Source organism: Glacieibacterium arshaanense, assembly GCF_004681125.1.
GTDB lineage: Bacteria > Pseudomonadota > Alphaproteobacteria > Sphingomonadales > Sphingomonadaceae > Polymorphobacter_A > Polymorphobacter_A arshaanense.
This window is the reverse complement of sequence record NZ_SIHO01000002.1, coordinates 831,912-849,855: the sequence shown is the minus strand read 5'-3', so window position 1 is coordinate 849,855 and position 17,944 is coordinate 831,912. Positions and strand designations below refer to the sequence as shown.

Genomic DNA, 17,944 nt, shown 5'->3' with positions numbered 1-17,944 from the left:
GCGAGGCTCCTGTAATTTTCAGGCCATTGCCTAGCATCACCGCCGCTTGTCGAACAGCACCTCCCAGGCGCCGATGATGCTGCTTCTTGCAGCAGCGACCGCAGCCTCGAGCGCCGCAAAGTCCGCCTGCCCCGTCGCCTGCGCCAATAGCGCGGTGACGCCCGCCGGTGCGGCGGCGACGCGCGTTGCCGCCGCACCGGCGTCGGGCAGCACCAGCCGCAGCATGATCAGCAGCCGCGTCAGCAGGTCGTGCGCGTCGAGCAACGTAGGGTCGAGCGTGCCACGCGCCACTAGCTCGGCAATCGCGGCGCGCAGGTCGGGGGTCTGCGCCATACGGTCGCGCAGCTGCAGGAAGTGCGTGATGAACTCCAGATCGACCAGCCCGCCCTTGCCGAGCTTGACGTCCCAGAAGCCGTGGCCGGGTTTCGCTGCATCGATATCGCCGCGCATCGCCAGCACGTCGGTGCGCAGCATGTCGCCGTCGCGCGGCGCCTGCAAAATCTCTGCAATCACCGCCTGCGCCGGCCCGGCATCGCCCAGCACGATGCGCGCGCGCGTCAGCGCCAGATGCTCCCACGTCCACGCCGCCTCGCGCTGGTAGCGCGCAAAACTGTCGAGGCTGACCGCGAGCAGCCCCTGCGACCCCGAAGGGCGCAGTCGCGTATCGACTTCATACAGCGCGCCTGCCGCGGTCGGCACCGACAGTGCCGCGGTCAGCCGCGTCGCCAGCCGGTTGAAATAGCTCGTCGCCGCCAGCGGCTTGGCGCCGTCGGACATCGACTCATGACTGCCGCCGAACAGGAAAATCAGATCGAGGTCGGAGGCATGCGTCAGTGCCCGCCCACCGTAGCGCCCCATCGCCAGCACGATCAGCCCGGCGCCGGCGATACGCCCGTGCGTCGCGGCAAACTCGGCCTCGACGGCATCGCCGAGCACCTGCAGTGCCGCATCCGCCAAGTCGCTGAGCCCGGTCGCGGCCACCAGCGGATCGACGCGCGCTTCGATGAGCTGCGCACCGACCTGGAAACGATGCTCGCCGGTCCAGTTACGAACACGGTCGAGCGTCACCTCGAGATGTTTCGAACCGCGCACAAAGCTGCGCAAATTGGCGAGCAGCGCCGCACCGTCGGGCAAAGGCGCAAACGCTTCCGGCCCAAGCAGCACGTCGAGCAACGCCGGATCGCGCGCCAGTGCATTCGCCAGCACCGGCGTCACCCCGAGCAGCCGGCCGAGCAGCGGCATCAGCTTGGGATTGGCGCTCAACAACGCGAAAAACTGCAACCCCGCCGGTAGTTGCTCGAGGAAACTGTCGAAGCGCGCCGCCGCCTGCGCTGGGTCACCTGCCGCCGCCAGCGTCGCCAGCAGTTCGGGCAGGATTTCCTCGAACTCGTGGCGGCTCGCCTCGGCGCGCAGCGCGCGGTACTTTCCCTGCCGCCAGCGCTCGATCAGCGGCACGAACGCTGCCGGCTTGAGCCCCGCATCGGTGAGCCAGCGCCGCAGCGCCTTGGCCTCGGTCGGCACCTCGACGCCGCCGGCCTGCGCGATCAGCAAATCATACGCCGCCGCCACACCCGCCGTCTCGTCCTTCAACCGGCGTTCGAGTCCGCGCCAGTCGCCAAAGCCGCACAGCTGCGCCACCGCCTCGCGCTGCGCGGCATTGGTTGGCACCGCATGCGTCTGTTCGTCGGCGCGCATCTGCAGCCGGTGTTCGATGGTGCGCAGGAAGCGATAGGCGTGCGCCAGTTGTGTTGCCGTCACCGCGTCGATGCGCCCGGCGTCGGCCAGCGCCCGCAAGGCCTCCAAGGTCGGTGCCACGCGCAATCGCGCATCGCGGCCACCCCAGATCATCTGGTGGATCTGCGCGAAGAATTCGACTTCGCGGATGCCGCCACGCCCGCGCTTCAAGTCGAAGCCCGGCCCGACCGCCTGCCCTGCGTCATAATGGTCGCGGATGCGCAAGCTGACTGACTGGATATCGCGGATCGCGGTATAGTCGAGGCTGCGGCGCCACAGGAACGGCGCGATAGTGTCGAGGAATTCGTGCCCGCGCTGCATGTCACCGGCGCAGACACGGCAGCGGATGAACGCCACGCGCTCCCAGGTCAGCGCCTCCGACTGATAGTAATGCTCGGCCGCCGCAAAGGTCAACGCGATCGGCGTCGCTTCGGGTGACGGCCGCAGCCGCAGGTCGGTGCGGAAGACATAGCCACTGGCTGTCGGCGCATCCATGATCTGGACGATGCGCCGGCCGATGCGCACCGCTGCCTCGGCATGGTCCTCGCGCGGCCGCACCGGAATGACGTCGGGGTCATACAAAAAGATCAGGTCGACATCGCTTGAATAGTTGAGCTCATAACTGCCGAGTTTGCCCAGCCCGAGCACCGCGAACCCCGCGTCGGGCGCTTCGCGTTCGGCCAGCGCCGCCGCCACCGCGCGTTGCAGCGCCAGGTCGGCAAAGCGCGACAGCGCCATCGTCACCGTTTCCAGCGGCCAGGCGCCGCTGAGGTCGGCGAGCGCCACCAGCAGTGCGACATCGGCCTTGGCGGCACGTAGCAACTCGTCGATGTCTCCGGTGGCGGCAGCGGCTTGCGCCATCAGCGCTTCGAAGGCAGCGTCAAAGCCCGCTTCGGCAATCAGCGGCAGCACCGCCTTGCGCGTCCGCAACAGCCGTTTGAGATACGGCGACTGGCTGAAGGCATGCGCGACGGCCGTCGCCAGCGCCGCATCGACCGCCATACCGTCAAGCAAGCGCGCGGCATCCGCGGGCAGTGCAAGTGGGGCGAGAGCCTCGGTCATGCAGCCGTTGTGACAGCCGCAAATTGGCCGCGCAAGCCGGCAAGCGCAGCAGTTGCGGCGCAGTGCGCGTCGATCACGCGCCCAATAATCGCCGTAGCGCAAAGCAGTTTTGACAGCCGAAATGCAAGTTTAAGAACTTAATAGTAACTTGCAGAAACAAGCCAGTTACTTGGTACGAATTTGCTTGCGACATAAAATTACCGAAGTCTGCATTCACCGCAGTATTTCCGGCAGTCACCGTGCAAACACATGAATACTGTCGTGAAAACCTGTCGATTTACCGCATCCGGTGCGACATTTTGCCACTTGGAACACAATCGGGGTGGCGCACGTCCGGGCAATTTGACACACTTTGCTTCGGGTCCTCAGGCTTGATCCCGCTCGCCGGGCCCGAATACGAACCCGGCCACGACCGCCCCCCGTGCGTGGCCGGGTTCAAATTTTTTCTGGCCGGTAGTAGCTGCAACCGAAAAACCGCTCCATCTTGATCCTCCCCTTGCAGAGGAGGATCAGGAAAGGCACGCGCGGACGTTGTGCTGCGGGTTCAGCCCGCGGCCTCCGCCTTGGCGCGTTTGCGCTCGGTAAACCAGATAATCGCGATCGACGCCTCGTAAAGCAGGATCAGCGGGATCGCCAACATGCACTGCGACAGGATATCGGGCGGCGTCAGCACTGCGGCGATGATGAACGCCACAACGATGGCATAACGTCGCCCGGCAATCAGTTGCGCGCGGCTGACGATGCCGGCGCGTTCGAGCAGCAGCAGCAGCACCGGCAACAGGAACGCCACGCCGAACGCGATGATGAAGTGCATCACCAGCGACAGATATTCATCCATCGACGGCAGCGCCTGTTGCGCGATGCCCGAGCTGCCGCCGGCGTTCTGGAAGGTCAGGAAGAAGGTGAACGCGGTGGGCATCACGACATAGTAAGCCAGCGCGGCGCCCATGGTGAACAACACCGGCGTCGCAATCAGGAACGGCAGGAACGCGCGCTTTTCGGACTTGTACAGCCCCGGCGCGACGAACGCCCATAGCTGGTTGGCAATGATCGGGAACGCCAGCACGAACGCCGTGAACGCCGCGACCTTCACCTCGACGAAAAAGGCTTCGTACAGCTTGGTATAAATGAGCTTGCCGCCGGCACCGGGACCGAAGGCGTGGACCAGCGGCTGCACCAGGAAGGCGAAGACGCGCTCGGCCTGCGTATAGGCGACGCCGAATGCGACAAGCATCGCGACGACGCAGATCAGCAGCCGTTTGCGCAGTTCGATCAAGTGATCCATCAGCGGCGCGCGACTTTCGTCGATTTCGTCGCGTATCGGCCCACCATCAATCGGACTTTGTTCGTTCATGCGTCCGCAGCCTTGGCGCGGCGCTTGGGCGCGGGCTTCTTTGCGGCAGTCTCGGTCTGGGTCTTGGGCTTGGCCTTGGCGCGCGGCTTGGCGGCGGGCTTTGCCGTCACGTCGACAGCGGCTTCGGTCGCAACGGCAGCACGCGCGCTTTCGTCGGTGACCGAGAAGCTTTCGGCAACTGTGGTTTCAGCCGTCGCGGCTATAGCGGTATGAGATTCAGGGGCCGGCGTATCCGTCACCCCCATCCAGTCGCTGGTCGCCAGCGACGGCGTCGCGCGCATGATCTCTTCGTTTTGCTTGGCCCAGGCTTTCTGCATTTCCTCAAGCTCGGCTTCGCGCATCATCGTGTCGAAACCAGCGCGGACATGCCGCGTCATTGCGCGGCCCTTGCCGACCCAGCCGCCGACCATGCGCATGACGCGCGGCAGGTCCTTGGGGCCGATCACCACCAGGGCCACCACCGCAATCAGCAGCAGTTCGGAATAACCGATATCAAACAAGGGCTTTGCCCGACTTTTGAAGGACTAGGACCGCGGCACTTCTTCGCGGGCTGCCGTCGGGGCCGGCTGCGACGTAATCTGCGACGGCGGTGCCGGCGTGCCGGCGGGCGGCGCGTCGCCGTCGGCGAGGCCCTTCTTGAAGCTGTTGATGCCCTTGGCCACGTCACCCATCAGGTCCGAAATCTTGCCGCGGCCGAACAGCAACATGACGACGATGATGACGATAATCCAGTGGAACAGGCTGAACGAACCCATGACAATCTCCAGATGGCCGACCAAGCGGCACGCCCGATATGGGGCGGTTATGCGTCAGCTTCTACCCCAGCATCGGGTTCCGCGCCAGAATCTTCGGACTCGGTTTCCGCAGCCATCATTTCGCCGAACAATTCGGTCGGCGCGGTGCGGTCGAGCAGCCCGGCTGCCTTGAGATCGGCGAGCCCCGGCAGGTCGCGGCGGCTCTCCAGCCCGAAATGCACCAGAAAGTGCGGCGTCGTCGCATATTGCAGCGGCCGGCCCGGACTTTCGCGACGCCCGGCGGGGCGAACCCAGCCTGCCTCCATCAGCACGTCGACGGTGCCCGCCGACACGCCGACGCCGCGGATTTCCTCGATTTCGGGGCGCGTCACCGGCTGGTGATAGGCGATGATTGCCAGCGTCTCGACCGCGGCGCGCGACAGCTTACGCGGCGAATCGCGCGTCGGGCGGATGATATGGCCGAGGTCGGGTGCCGTCTGGAACAGCCAGCGCCCGCCGCGCTCGACCAGCACGATACCGCGCGGGCCGTAGCTTTCGGCGAGTTCTTCAAGCAGCGCCGTAACGTCGTCCGGGCTGACTTCACGGTCGCCGACCAGTCGCATGATATCGGCTACCGACAGCGGCGTTTCAGCCGCAAACAGCATCGCCTCAAGCTCGCGCAGCAACGGGTTCATGGTTTCCCCCTTACCATCAGCGCGCCGAATGCCTCGGTCTGGCTGAGATCGGCACGGCCCTGGCGCGTCAGCTCGAGCGCTGCGACAAAGGTGCTCGCCAACGCCGAGCGGCGGTATTCGCTGTCCTCGGATTCGGGCAAAAAACGCGCGATTTCGGTCCAGTCGACCGCGACGCCAAGCAAACGCTCCAGCCGCTCGATCGCCTCGTCGAGCGCCAAGACCGCACGGCGCTTGACGGCATAGACGCTGTGCGTGGCGCGCGCGCGGATGGCGCCATATGCCGACAGCAGGTCGAACAGGCTGCAATCCCACACCGGCTTGCCGGTGATACGCACGCCTTCGGGCTCGATCCGGCGAAAGGTGTCGCGCCCGAGCTGGTCGCGCGCCAGCAGCCGCGCACCGACGTCGCGCATCGCATCGAGCCGTTGCAGCTGGAATTGCAGCTGCAGCGCCAGCAATTGCGGATCGGGGTCGGCTTCGGGATCGGGCGGCAGCAGGAGGCAGGATTTGAGGTAGGCGAGCCACGCCGCCATCACCAAATAGTCCGCCGCCAGCTCGAGCCGCAGCGAGCGCGCATCGGCGATGAACACCAGATACTGGTCGACCAGCGCCAGGATCGAGATCTTCGACAGGTCGACCTTCTGCGCCCGCGCCAGCGCCAGCAGCACGTCGAGCGGGCCTTCCCAGCCGTCGAGGCTCAGTGTCAGCTCGTTCGGCGCGCTGCGGATCGGCAGGTCGAACTGGTCGCTCACGCGCGCCTCACGCCGCCAGCAGCTGGTCGCGCTGCGCCGTCAGCGCCGCGACATCGCCGCCCGCCGCCGCATCGGCCCAGGCTAAAGCGCGGTCCAGTCGCGCCGCGCCGGTGTCCGACATTTCGCCCACGGCATCCGCCAGCGCCGCCATTTGAACAAAGTCGCCTGAACAGTGCAGCGCGATATCACAGCCCGCCGCGAGCACGCTTTGCGCGCGCGCGACCATCGTGCCGCCGAGCGCCGCCATGCCGATATCATCGGACAGCAGTAGCCCGTCGAAACCGATGTCGCCGCGGATGATATCAGCGATGATCGTCGGCGATGTCGAGGCGCAGTTTTCGGCATCAAGCGCCAGGTAAAGCACATGCGCGGTCATCGCCATCGGTGCCGCCCTGAGCGCGCTGAACGGCGCGAAATCGGTCTCAAGTTCGGCGCGCGTGGCGCTTACGACCGGCAGTTCGAGGTGGCTGTCGGCGGCGGCGCGGCCATGGCCGGGGATATGCTTGATGACGCCGCAAACGCCGCCGTCGCGCAGGCCGTCGAGCGCCGCCTTGCCGAGTGCGGCGACCTGCATCGGGCTGTCGCCGTAGCTGCGGTCGCCGATGATCGCGTGGGTTTCGGGCTGCCCGACATCGAGCAACGGCAGGCAATCGACGTTGATGCCGAGGTCGCGCAGCAGCACCGCCAGCGCCCGGGCATTGGCGCGCGCCGCGGTGATCGCGGTGATCGGCGCCACCTGATAGCGCTCGGCAAACACTCTAGCTGCCGGAAATACCGGCCAGTGCGGCGGGCCGAGTCGTGCGACACGGCCACCTTCCTGATCGATCAGAATCGCGACGTCCCTGCCCGCCAGATCGCGCAAGGATGCGGTCAGCGCACGCAGCTGGTCGGGGTCGGCGCAGTTGCGCGCGAACAGGATATAGCCCGCCGGATCGGCGGCGCGGAACAATGCGGTTTCCTGCGGCGACAGGGCGGTGCCTGCCAGCCCCAGCACCAATGGCGTCACTTGACGACCGCGCAGGGTTCGCCCGCCACCTTGAGCATCGCGCAGGTGTGCGCGGCGGCGGCTGCATCGGGACTGCCACTGGCGCGCAGCCGGTACAGCGTGCCGGTGTCGCGCTCGACCGGCTCGATGCGCTTGCTGAGCGGTGCCAGATAGGCGAACCGCGTCGACAGCGATTTCCACGCCTGTTCGGCCTTGGCGGCACTCGAAAACGCCCCGAGCTGCAGCGTCGTGCCACCGCTTGCCGGCGTTGCAATCGGCGCAGGTGCCGGTTGCGGCGGCGCAGCGACCGGGGCCTTGACCAACGGCACCGTCGTCGAAGCACCGGGCTTGGGGTGCGGCGGTACGGTCGCCACCGGCGGCACGGCAACCGCCGGCTTCGGCGCGCTCACCACCGGTGCAGCGGGGACAGCCGGACGCGCAACCGGCGCGGCGGGCGGAATCGCGGGCAGTTCGTCACCCGGCGGCAACAGCTCGACAGGTGCCTCGCCCGGACGCGGCCCGGGCTCTTCGGGGACATTGGTGGAGAGACCGCGGGTTTCCGGGCAATTGCCTTCGCTAACACAGTGCAAAGTGCCATCCTCGGGGATTTTGAGCCCGCCGGGATCCGCCGGGAGAACCTTGTACGGGCCCGGGTCGGCAGTAATCAGCGGCGCATCCTCGGCGCGCTCGACTGGCGTGCCGGTGGCGCCGTCCTGCTTGGTCTGCGTGATGAAATAGATGCCGATGACCACCAGCAGCAGCAGCAGCACGAACAGCGTCACCCCGCCGATGAAGCGCCCGCGCGGCACCAATGTCGATGTGCGGCCGTCGCTTTCGACTTCGGCCAACCACGGCGCTTCGTCATCATCACGGCGTGCCATGTCAGTGCATTTCCTCCACCGGCTCGACACCCATGACGCCAAGGCCGTTGCGGATAATCTGCCCGATTCCGCGCGCCAGCGCCAGCCGTGCCGATGTCAGCGCCGGATTGTCGGCCAGCACGAAACGCCGCGATGCATCGTCGTTGCCGCGGTTCCACAACGCGTGAAAATTCGCCGCCAGATCGCCGAGGTAGAATGCAATCCGGTGCGGCTCGCGCGCTTCGGCCGCCGCCTCGACCGTGCGCGGCCAGGTCGCGGCAAACTTCACCAGCGCCAGTTCCTCGTCGTCGAGCAGCGACAGGTCGGCTTCGGGCAACACGATCCCGGCCTCCGCCGCGCGGCGCTGCAGCGAATGGATGCGCGCGTGCGCGTACTGGACATAGAAGACCGGATTGTCGCGCGACTGCTCGACCACCTTGGCGAAATCGAAATCGAGCTGCGAATCCGACCGCTTGGTCAGCATGATGAAGCGCACGACGTCCTTGCCGACCTCGTTCACCACATCGGCCAGCGTCACGAACGACCCCGAACGCTTCGACATCTTCACCGGCTCGCCGGCGCGCAGCAGCTTGACCATCTGCACCAGCTTGATGTCGAGCGGCACCTTGTTGTCCGACAGTGCCCGCACCGCCGCCTGCATGCGCTTGACGTAACCGCCATGGTCGGCGCCGAACATGTCGACCAATTGCGTGAAACCGCGCGTCAGCTTGTCATAGTGATACGCCACGTCGCCGGCGAAATAGGTCCAGCTGCCGTCGGACTTCTTGAGCGCGCGGTCGCTGTCGTCGCCGAACTGGCTCGCCTTGAACAGCGTCTGCGGCCGCGGCTCCCAATCGTCCGCCGCCTCGCCCTTCGGCGCCTCCAGCACGCCTTCGTAGATCAGGCCCTTGGCGGCCAGCGTGTCGAGCGCACCCTGCACCGCGCCGCGCGCATCGAGGCTGGCTTCGGAAAAATACACGTCCTGGCGGATGCCGAGCAGCGCCAGATCCTCGCGGATGCGCTCCATCATCAACGCGACGGCACGCTCCTTGAACAGCGAGAGCCACTGGCTTTCGGGCTTGCCGACAAAGCGGTCACCGAACTCCTTGGCCAGCGCCTCGCCCACCGGCACCAGATAGTCGCCGGGATAAAAGCCCTCGGGGATTTCCACCGTCTCGCCGAGCGCCTCGCGGTAGCGCAGGTGCACCGACCGCGCCAGCGTATCGACCTGGCCGCCGGCGTCGTTGATGTAATACTCGCGCGTCACCTTGAAGCCGGCATAGTCCATCAGGCTGGCGAGCGCGTCGCCGACCACCGCGCCGCGGCAATGCCCCATGTGCATCGGCCCCGTCGGGTTGGCGCTGACATACTCGACATTGACCGGCGCGCCGGCGCCCATCGTCGAGCGGCCATAGGCCGCGCCGTCACGCAGCATCGTCGCCAGCTCGGCCTGCCAGACGCCGGGCTTCAGCCGGATGTTGAGGAACCCCGGCCCCGCGACCTCGGCGGTCTCCACGTCAGGCAGCTGCGCCAGCGCCCAGGCGATGCCGGTGGCAATGTCGCGCGGCTTCTTGCCGGCGGGTTTCGCCAGCACCATCGCCGCGTTGGTCGCGAGGTCGCCATGCGTCGGATCGCGCGGCGCCTCGACCGTCACGCCGCGCGTATCGAGCCCGGCCGGCAGTTCGCCGCTGGCAACAAGCCCGGCAATGGCATCGGCAACATGCGCCGCATAAGCATGGTAAAGCGTGGTCAAAGTGATTTCCGAACAAGGTCAGTCAAGCAAACCCCGTCTCTAGCGCGCCCGGCGCCCGCCGTCACGGGGCAAGGTGAAGGGTGGCACAGAGCCTCCGGCGGGCAGGCGTGACGCCTGCACCCGATTGTTTGGCGCCTGCGCTTACCTCGCTCATCCCGAGCGAAGTCGGGGGAGACGCCCTCTTCACACCACCTTAGCCGCTCTTGAAGGAAATCGATCGCCGCGCGCCGTTGCAGCCGGTGGCGCTGCCGTCGAGCACCGGCGGCAGGTAGCGCAAGCGCTTGACCACCTTAGTCGCCGCAGCGTCGAAAATGAACGGCGGATAGGCGACAACCGCACGGACACCCGTCGTCCGCCCGTCGGCGCCGATGTCATAGGCCAGAAGCACATAGCCATCGAAACCCCAGCTCAACGCCTCTTCGGGGAAGTCGCTCGTGCCGCCGCCGCCAGCGGTGGAAACCGGCTGCAAGTCGAACAATGCGCATTGTTCGGCGCTGAGCCCGGCGTCCGTCACCAGACGCATGGCCGCCACGGTGTCGCCGGCGCGCTTGTGCAGCGCCGCAAGATGCACGGTCGCGACGCTGCGGATCAGGCTGGCTTCGGGAAGGTAGGTGACCGGCGTCGCCAGCACCATTTCGAGCTGCGTTTGCGCCGCGTTGAAGTCGCCGGCACTTTCGAGCGCCCGCGCATACGACAGCCGCAACCACGGTGTCCCCTCGCTGTTGGGCCAGCGTGCGGCAAATCCCGGCAGCGCGGCGGCAAGCCGGCTCGCCGCCGCGCCCGCACTGCTGCGGGTGCCGATCTCATGTGCCTGGAGCACATTGAACAGGATCAGCGCGCGCACATTCGCCGGTGCATTGGTAGCGTCGAGCGCCTTGTCGAGTCGCGCCCGGTCCGCGGCATTGAGCTTGGTATCGTCATTGCGACCCATCAACGCCGCAATCGCCCGCGCGTCGGTGCCGGCAAGATTGGCATCGAGCGGCGAACTGTCGCCATTCCACAGCTTGTGGAATTCGGCCGTTGTCAGCCCCTGCTCGTCAAACCATTTTCGCGTCTCGCGCTGGAAGCCGTCGTAAATGCTTTCCGGCGCCGGGCGCGTGATGCAGCGCAATTGCATCCGCACCAGCGCCCGCCAGAATGGATTGAGCTTGGCGACAGCCGATGGCCGCCAGCTCCAGTCGCGTACGGCGCGCGCGAAGCCGATGCCCATCGGTCCGGGGCGGCTGGCAAAGATCGTCATCGCATTGGTAACTTCACCGTCGGGCCCGATCGAAAATTCGACAACCGCAGTATCGTCGGGCTGAATGGCATCGGGGCCATCGTCGGGCTGGCCGCAAACCGGCGGCTGCAGGTTGCCGCGCGAAATATTGTCCCAATTGACATGGCCGGCGCCCGAAAAGGCCAGATACTTGCGGGCCGACTCGTCGTAACCGAGCATCTGGCTGGCAATGGCGGCATCACCGCGCAATGCCACCTGCACCATCGACACCTTGTTCGACGTCAAGCTGCCGCTGTCACGCACCGCAGCATCGAAGAAGCGGTTGGCGGCCCTGAAATCACCGCGGTTAAGCTCGGCGCGGCCCTGCAGCGCCTCGACCTGTGCGCGCCGTTCGTTCGACCAGCCGGCCATCAGCTTCGGGTCGGCGACCAGTGTAGCCAGCGCCGCGGCGGCGGTGTCGGGGGCATAGACGCTGGCGGACTGTGCCAACCCGATCAGCGCGGCAGCGCGGGTCGCCGGCAGCGTGTTGCCGATTTTGGCCGCCTCACTGAATGCCGCGATGGCTTCGGGCATCATCAGGTCGAGCCGCGACGCATTGCCCAGCGTTATTAGCGCCTGCGCGCGTTCTTCGGGATTGTCCGCCAGTCCGGCGACCGCGCGTGTGGCATGGCCGCGCGCCGCCTCATACTGATCCTGCTTGAGCTCGGCCTCTGCGAGCCTCGCCGCGATGACCGCCGACGCGCCCTTGAGCGGTGCCGGTGGCGCGGGTAGCAATTGCGCGAAACCGGCGCTCGCCACAGGCCAGTCGAAACGGTCGAACGCCGTCTGCGCACGATCATAGATTTGCTGCTTGGTCTCGGCATGTATGCCGGTGGCCGCCAGCAGCAGCCCAAGACCGGCCAACCAGGCTCGCATCGCTTTCCCCCGTTGAATTCTGGCGCCAGACTAGCGACAGCCGATAAGCCTGCAAGCGCAGTCGGGTCCGGAATGGACGCATAGTCAAGGCGAGGATCAAATGATAATTGGATATTTCACTTGACATTATGAACCGAATCGGTTAGTAGGTCAATCAAGGCGGCGGGGAATGGGAGTTCCTCGTCCAACCTGTCCGGATCCATGATCGCCACTTGCTTGGCCGGACGTGACGTCTCACCGCCGCGCTTTTCAGCCCCGCGCTCTGTTAGATCGGGAACTTCAGCTCCAAGTGTTCCAAGGAGGGCACTTACGTCTGCACTAAATGCGTCCTCAATAACGCGTGAACTACAGCGTAATATACGCGTTCGGCCTTGGAAGCCGTCGCCCTCCGCTACCGGCTATCCCGATCAACGTCACAAAGCCTGCCTCTTCCCGATGACCAAGCAACCCTCCCAAGGACGCCTTCATCGGGAAGAGGATTACATCTCCACCGTGGCGGTGGGGGTCAGTACTAGGACGATGGACCGGGGCGGGGATATCCGCTGGCCGGAAATTCGTCGTGCCTATTGCGGCAGCGTATAGTCGAGCGTGTAGAAGTGCCCGCCATCCTTGATGATGATGTTCAGGCTGCCGGTTATGCCCGCTAGTGCGCCGGTCCCCGATTCGGGGACGATGGTGATGACCAGGCTCTGCGCGCCATTGTCCATCACGCCCTTGTGCGCCAATGCGAAGCTGCCGGATTTGCCCGCCAGCGCGCCGGTGACACGCTCGACCGCGACATAGACGCCGTTGCCCTGCCCGCTGCCCATCGCGGTCAGCATCGTGCCGGTGGCATGCGCTTCAAGGTCGCCGTGGTAGGTCTTGTCGATGTCCATCCGGCCCAAAGTCGAGTCTGTGGTCGGCGACTGCGGGATGATCTTGACCTCGAAGCTGCCCTTGGCGTGCTGCGTCATGACTGTCGCTCCCCCTGCTTGAGCGGCGAGCGACGCTGCCGCAATCAGCAACGCCGCCCGCCAGCGCATCAGCCCTGCACCTTCCAGATTTCCATCGCCAGCATGAAGGCGCGCAAATCGCCCACCGTCGTCGGCGCCATCTTGTTCATCACGAACGACATGGTGGTGCGGGCGTCATAGTCGATGACCGCGAGGCTGCCGCCATAGCCGCCCCAGAACGCCGTGTTGGGGTGCGGCCACGGCACCGTCGGCGTCGGCAGCCCGAAGCCCAGCCCGTAGCGGACCGGCATGTTGAGCACGAGATCGGTGCCTTCGATCTGCTGTTCGAGCGCGCGGCGGCTGCCGGCTTCGGACATGAAGCGCTTGCCCTTGGCGACGCCGCCATTGGCCAGCATCGCATGGATTTCGGCGACCGAGCGCGCATTGCCCTGGCCGTTGGCGGCGGGGATTTCGGCGGCGCGCCACGCCCGCGTCCGCGTATCGAGCGGGCTGATCGGCGGGTTCGCCATGACGCTGGTCGCCAGCGGATTGTCGGTCGGCATGCCGAGCGAACCGCCCGGCGGTGGCGGGATCAGATCGGCGACGCGGCTGTCTTCGCTGGCCGGCAACCCGATGTGGAAATCGGCACCCAAAGGCTCGGCGATCTCCTCGCGGAACACCGTGCCCAATGACTTGCCGGCAATGCGGCGCACGACTTCACCGACCAGATAGCCCTGCGTCAGCGCGTGATAGCCGGGCTGCGTGCCGGGTTCCCAGAACGGCGCCTGCGCCGCCAGCAGCGCGCAGGCCTTGTCCCAGTCATAGAGCATTTCCTTTTCGGCGGGCTCCTTCCAGCCCGACACGCCGGCCGAATGCGACATCAGGTGGCTGACCTTGACGCCTTCCTTGCCGTTGGCCGCGAACTCGGGCCAGTAGTGCGCGACGGGCTTGTCGAAATCGAGCTCGCCGCGGTCGGCGAGCAGCAGCGCGGTCAGCGCGCACATCGTCTTGGTCGTCGAATAGACGTTGATGATGGTGTCCTTTTCCCAGGGGCGGGTTTTCTCCGCATCGGCGTGGCCGCCCCAGATATCGACGACGGTCTTGCCGTCGATCGTCACCGCAAAGCTGCCGCCGACATCGTCACCGCGGTCGATGCTGCCCGCCAGCACGTCGCGGACGCCGGCGAAGCGGTCTTCGCAAAAGCCATGAATCTCGGTCATTCTTCTCTCCCCAGTTTAGATATTGATGTCGGTCGGCAGCGGCGACGGGCCGATCACTTCGCCGTAGCAGCGCAAGGCATAGCGGTCGGTCATCCCTGCCAGAAAGTCGGCAATGTGCCGCGCCCGCGCCGGCTCGGCAAGCGGCGCGGCCGCGGCCCATTCGGGTGGCAGCAAGGCGGTGTCGGCGTGGTAGGCGGCGAACAGCCGCGTCACCACCAACTGCGACGGATCGCGCAGCGCGCTGACCAGCGGGTGCGAATACATGCGGCTGCGCAGGAACGCCTTGAGCTGGCTCGACACCGCGGCCATTGCCGGTGAAAAGCCGACTAGGCTGCGCCCGGCAGCGCGCACATCATTGACCGATTGCGGTGCGGCTGCGGCGAGGCGCGCGCGGGTTTCGGTGAGCAGGTCATCGACCATCCGGCCGATCGCTTCGCGTACCAGCTCGGGCACCAGCCGGCGTCGCGCGCTGACGTTCGGGAAGCGCGCCTTGACCGTCGCCCAGCAGTCCGCCGTGAACGCCACGCTGCAGGCGTCTTCGATGGTGAACAGCCCGGCGCGCAGCCCGTCGTCAAGGTCGTGGTTGTCATAGGCGATGTCGTCGGCGAGTGCCGCGACCTGAGCTTCGAGGCTGGCCCAGGTGCCGAGTTCGAGATGGTGTTCGGCGTCAACCTCGGCGAGCGCCCAGCCCGGCGCAGTGACCGGACCGTTGTGTTTGGCGAGGCCTTCCAACGTCTCCCAGCACAGGTTGAGCCCGTCGAACCCCGGATAGCGATGTTCGAGTTTGGTTACGACGCGCAACGTCTGGGCGTTGTGGTCGAAGCCGCCATAGGGTGCCATGGCTTCCTCGAGCGCGTCCTCGCCCGAATGGCCGAACGGCGGGTGGCCGAGGTCGTGTGCCAGTGCCAATGCTTCGGCGAGATCCTCGTTGAGCCCGAGCGCCCGCGCCAAGGTCCGGGCGATCTGCGCGACCTCGAGGCTGTGCGTCAGCCGGACGCGGAAATGGTCGCCGTCGGGCGCGACGAAGACCTGGGTCTTGTAGCGCAGGCGGCGGAAGGCGCTGCAATGGATGATGCGGTCGCGGTCGCGCTGGAACGCGTCGCGGCTGGTGCTCGGCGCCTGCGCAAAGCGCCGGCCGCGCGAAGCGGCCGGGTCGCAGGCATAAGGTTTCAGATCAGGCAATCGCGATCAGGCAATCGCGCCGGCGGCACGCAGGCTGGCGACGGTCGCGGCATCGACGCCGAAGTCGGCGAGCACGGCATCGGTCGAGGTGGCGCGCGTCATCACCGGCGTGTCGGTCACCGTCGCCGAATAGCGCGGCGCCGGCGCCGGCTGGATGACGCCGTCGATATCGAGGAAGGTGCGGCGTTCGACGTTGTGCGGGTGCAGCGGTGCCTCGGCCATGCTCAGCACGGGGGCGAAGCAGACGTCGGTCATTTCCATCAGCGCACACCATTCATCGCGGGTCTTGGTCAGGAACAGCGCAGTCAGCTTGTCCTTCAGCGGCCCCCACGCCTTGCGGTCCATCTGCGCGTCGAAGTCCTTGTCGTCAGCCAGCCCGGCGCGTTGGCGCAGCTCGGCGTAGAATTGGGGCTCGATCGAACCGAGCGAGATCCACTTGCCGTCGCTGGTTTCATAGGTGTCATAAAAGTGCGTGCCGGTGTCGAGCATGTTGGTGCCGCGATCGTCCGACCAGATGCCATTAGCCCGGAAGCCCCAGATCATCGCGTTCAATGCGGCGGCGCCGTCGGTCATCGCGGCGTCGATGATCTGGCCCTGCCCGGTTTTCGCGGCATGCAGCAGCGCCGAAACCATGCCGAACGCCAGCATCATGCCGCCGCCGCCAAAGTCGCCGATCATGTTGATCGGCGGCGTCGGCTTCTCGCCGGCGCGGCCATAGGTGTGCAGCGCGCCCGACAGCGCGATGTAGTTGATGTCATGGCCGGCGGCCTGTGAATACGGCCCGAACTGACCCCAGCCGGTCATGCGGCCATAGACCAGCTTCGGGTTGGCGGCGCACAGCACCTCGGGCCCGAGGCCGAGGCGTTCGGTGACGCCGGGGCGATAGCCTTCGATCAGCCCGTCGGCGCCGGCGACCAGCTTGCGCACCAGTTCAATGCCTTCGGGGCTCTTGAGGTTGACGTTGATCAGGCGGCGCGAACGCGTCAGCGGGTCGCGCGGATCGATACGCGCGCCGGGGCGGTCGACGCGAATGACCTCGGCGCCATGGTCGGCGAGCATCATCGCGGCGAACGGCCCCGGGCCGATGCCGGCGAGTTCGACGATACGCAATCCTGCGAGCGGTCCGGCCATGTTTATCTCCCCAAAATGGTGCGGCGTCTAACTGCCACGTCCAGTTTGTGGGTCAAGCGCTATCGTGTCTGCCGAAGTGAATCTGGTCAGTCTTTACGGGTCCAGGGGGTTTAATGCGCTTGCTGCTCCCCTCCTGGATCGGGAGGGGTCGGGGGTGGGTATGTCGCCACCTTGTCTGCGCCTCCAACCTCGCCAAGTGTCCAGTCTTGACATATAGTTCGATATCGAACTATATAGTTTGATGTCAAACTAAAGGTGCAGACTCGATGGATCGCAGGACACTCATTCTCGGCGCCGGGGGCGCGGTGGCGCTGGTCGCGGTGGGCGGAATTTGGCGCGTCACGCGCATGCCGCAGACCGCGATGTCGCCGTGGGATCTGCCGCCGCCGCCGCCCGCCGATGTCCGGCTTGATGCGTTGCGCCATGCCATCCTTGCGCCCAACCCGCACAACCGCCAGCCTTGGCTGCTGCGGCTTGATGGGAACGACGGCGTGATGGTGACTTGCGACCTCGACAAGCGGCTGCCGATGACCGACCCTTATGACCGGCAGATCACCGTCGGCTTCGGCACGTTCATCGAACTGGCGCAGATTGCGGCGAGCGCGCGGGGCTATCGCATCGAGGTCACGCCCTTCCCCGCCGGCGCACCCGAAATGCCGGCGCGGCTCGATGCGCGGCCGGTCGCCTATCTGCGCTTTATCGCCGACCCGTCAGTAACGCGCGACCCGCTGCTCGGCGCCATTCAGACGCGTCGCACGACGCGCGAGATCTTCGACGCCGCGCCGACCGCAGCGCAAGTCGCGGCGCTGTCCGAACCGCTGCCCGGCGTGTTGCGCAGCGCGACCGCCGACCCTGCCAAGCTCGCCGCCATCCGCGGCGTCACCGTGGCGGCGACGATGGTCGAGAACACCACGCAGCGCACCTGGATGGAAAGCGTCGATTTGATGCGCATCGGTGCGGCCGAAATCGACGCGCAGCCCGACGGGCTGTTCCTTGCCGGGCCGATGGCGGAGGCCGGCAGCGCCGTAGGTGTGCTGACGCGCAGCGCGCTCGCCGACCAGAACAGCAGCATCTACAAGACCGGGCTCGACCAGCAGCGGGCACTGTCCGAATCGCTACCCGGTGCGGTGTGGATCATCACGCCCGCCAACACCCGCGCCGATCATCTGCGCGCCGGTTCGGCCTACATGCGCACGACGCTCGCGGCGCAGGCGCTGGGGCTCAAGATGCACCCGCAAAGCCAGGCACTGCAGGAGTATCCCGAAATGGCCGAGCACTATTCGGCGATCCAGGCATTGCTCGGCGCCGGTGGCGCGGCCAGGGTGCAGATGCTGGCACGGCTCGGCACCGGGCCGGTCGTCGGTCCTGCCCCGCGCTGGCCGCTCGCAAAACACCTCCTCAACGCGTGAGCCTCGC

General features: G+C 66.4%; 15 protein-coding genes. 1 reads left to right on the top strand and 14 read right to left on the bottom strand.

What is annotated here, in order from left to right; genetic code table 11:
• Positions 1–36: 36 nt before the first annotated feature.
• From EUV02_RS10285 to EUV02_RS10220, 14 genes are all read right to left on the bottom strand, one after another.
• On the bottom strand, positions 37–2,796 hold the full coding sequence (locus EUV02_RS10285; RefSeq protein ID WP_135246133.1) for a bifunctional [glutamine synthetase] adenylyltransferase/[glutamine synthetase]-adenylyl-L-tyrosine phosphorylase: 2,760 nt from the start codon (positions 2,794–2,796) through the stop codon (positions 37–39).
• A 544-nt stretch (positions 2,797–3,340) separates the two neighbouring features.
• Positions 3,341–4,150 (bottom strand): twin-arginine translocase subunit TatC, encoded by an 810-nt coding sequence (gene tatC / locus EUV02_RS10280; protein ID WP_207790155.1) that lies wholly within the window; start codon positions 4,148–4,150, stop codon positions 3,341–3,343.
• Positions 4,147–4,650 carry a Sec-independent protein translocase protein TatB gene (tatB, locus tag EUV02_RS16055; RefSeq protein WP_135246132.1) on the bottom strand — a complete coding sequence of 168 codons (504 nt, stop codon included), beginning with the start codon at positions 4,648–4,650 and terminating at the stop codon, positions 4,147–4,149. Before tatB ends, tatC begins: the two co-directional genes overlap by 4 nt.
• Positions 4,651–4,674: 24 nt before the next feature.
• Positions 4,675–4,905, bottom strand: a complete 231-nt coding sequence (locus tag EUV02_RS10270; protein WP_135246131.1) for a twin-arginine translocase TatA/TatE family subunit — start codon at positions 4,903–4,905, stop codon at positions 4,675–4,677.
• Between the two features lie 47 nt (positions 4,906–4,952).
• Positions 4,953–5,579: an SMC-Scp complex subunit ScpB gene (gene scpB, locus EUV02_RS10265; protein WP_135246130.1), complete on the bottom strand. Its 627-nt coding sequence runs from the start codon at positions 5,577–5,579 to the stop codon at positions 4,953–4,955.
• The gene (locus tag EUV02_RS10260) at positions 5,576–6,331 is read right to left on the bottom strand and encodes a segregation and condensation protein A (protein WP_135246129.1); all 756 of its coding nucleotides are present in this window, start codon (positions 6,329–6,331) and stop codon (positions 5,576–5,578) included. The genes scpB and EUV02_RS10260 overlap by 4 nt, the downstream gene beginning before the upstream one ends.
• 7 nt (positions 6,332–6,338) lie before the next feature.
• Complete coding sequence (nagZ, locus tag EUV02_RS10255; RefSeq protein WP_135246128.1) at positions 6,339–7,337, bottom strand: beta-N-acetylhexosaminidase; 999 nt, start codon at positions 7,335–7,337, stop codon at positions 6,339–6,341.
• Positions 7,334–8,197 carry an SPOR domain-containing protein gene (locus EUV02_RS10250; RefSeq protein WP_135246127.1) on the bottom strand — a complete coding sequence of 288 codons (864 nt, stop codon included), beginning with the start codon at positions 8,195–8,197 and terminating at the stop codon, positions 7,334–7,336. Before EUV02_RS10250 ends, nagZ begins: the two co-directional genes overlap by 4 nt.
• 1 nt (position 8,198) lies before the next feature.
• Positions 8,199–9,929: an arginine--tRNA ligase gene (argS, locus tag EUV02_RS10245; RefSeq protein ID WP_135246126.1), complete on the bottom strand. Its 1,731-nt coding sequence runs from the start codon at positions 9,927–9,929 to the stop codon at positions 8,199–8,201.
• A gap of 193 nt (positions 9,930–10,122) precedes the next feature.
• Positions 10,123–12,063: an energy transducer TonB gene (locus EUV02_RS10240; RefSeq protein WP_135246125.1), complete on the bottom strand. Its 1,941-nt coding sequence runs from the start codon at positions 12,061–12,063 to the stop codon at positions 10,123–10,125.
• A gap of 563 nt (positions 12,064–12,626) precedes the next feature.
• Complete coding sequence (locus EUV02_RS10235) at positions 12,627–13,016, bottom strand: DUF3224 domain-containing protein (protein ID WP_135246124.1); 390 nt, start codon at positions 13,014–13,016, stop codon at positions 12,627–12,629.
• A gap of 68 nt (positions 13,017–13,084) precedes the next feature.
• On the bottom strand, positions 13,085–14,215 hold the full coding sequence (locus EUV02_RS10230) for a serine hydrolase domain-containing protein (protein ID WP_135246123.1): 1,131 nt from the start codon (positions 14,213–14,215) through the stop codon (positions 13,085–13,087).
• A 15-nt stretch (positions 14,216–14,230) separates the two neighbouring features.
• Entirely contained in the window at positions 14,231–15,397 is a 1,167-nt protein-coding gene (locus EUV02_RS10225; protein ID WP_135246122.1) for a deoxyguanosinetriphosphate triphosphohydrolase, read from the bottom strand.
• 6 nt (positions 15,398–15,403) lie between these two features.
• Positions 15,404–16,528 carry a CaiB/BaiF CoA transferase family protein gene (locus EUV02_RS10220; protein ID WP_135246121.1) on the bottom strand — a complete coding sequence of 375 codons (1,125 nt, stop codon included), beginning with the start codon at positions 16,526–16,528 and terminating at the stop codon, positions 15,404–15,406.
• A 266-nt stretch (positions 16,529–16,794) separates the two neighbouring features.
• Between EUV02_RS10220 and EUV02_RS10215 the strand changes: the two genes are divergently transcribed.
• Positions 16,795–17,937, top strand: a complete 1,143-nt coding sequence (locus tag EUV02_RS10215; RefSeq protein ID WP_135246120.1) for an Acg family FMN-binding oxidoreductase — start codon at positions 16,795–16,797, stop codon at positions 17,935–17,937.
• Positions 17,938–17,944: the final 7 nt, after the last annotated feature.